Source organism: Stenotrophomonas sp. PS02289, from assembly GCF_029960115.1.
Taxonomy (GTDB): domain Bacteria; phylum Pseudomonadota; class Gammaproteobacteria; order Xanthomonadales; family Xanthomonadaceae; genus Stenotrophomonas.
The window spans coordinates 1-413 of sequence record NZ_JASCOZ010000363.1 but is presented as its reverse complement, the minus strand read 5'-3'; the positions used below and the strand labels follow the sequence as shown (position 1 = coordinate 413).

At 65.1% G+C, this 413-nt stretch carries 1 protein-coding gene; it reads right to left on the bottom strand.

Translation table 11 applies throughout. The features are described from left to right. Positions 1 to 276: 276 nt before the first annotated feature. A partial coding sequence (locus QMX83_RS21615; protein WP_282298639.1) for a flagellin occupies positions 277 to 413 on the bottom strand: 137 nt, incomplete at its 5' end.

Here is a 413-nt window from a genome sequence, read left to right as displayed (position 1 = left end):
CCGACACACTGTCGTGGCGGGTCGGGGTGGGCTGGAGGGGGCGTGAGCCGCATGGATGCGGCGACCGAGCTTACATGGACGTACTTGCAGCGTCCCCCGGAACGCCCATCCCGAGCCGCCAACCCAGAGAGCCGATGACCGCCGGCTGTTCGCCTAGAACCAACAGCAGCCGGGCAACGCCCGGCGACCCGTAACCCGTCGATTGCCGACAAAAACAGAGCCAACAAAAAAACCCGGCCGGAGCCGGGTTTTTCGCTTTACACCTGAAGCAGGGGATCAGCCCTGAAGCAGGCTCATCACGCTGGACGGCGACTGGTTGGCCTGGGCCAGCATCGCGGTACCGGCCTGCTGCAGGATCTGCGTGCGGGTCAGTTCAGCGGTTTCCTTGGCGTAGTCGGTGTCGCGGATACGGC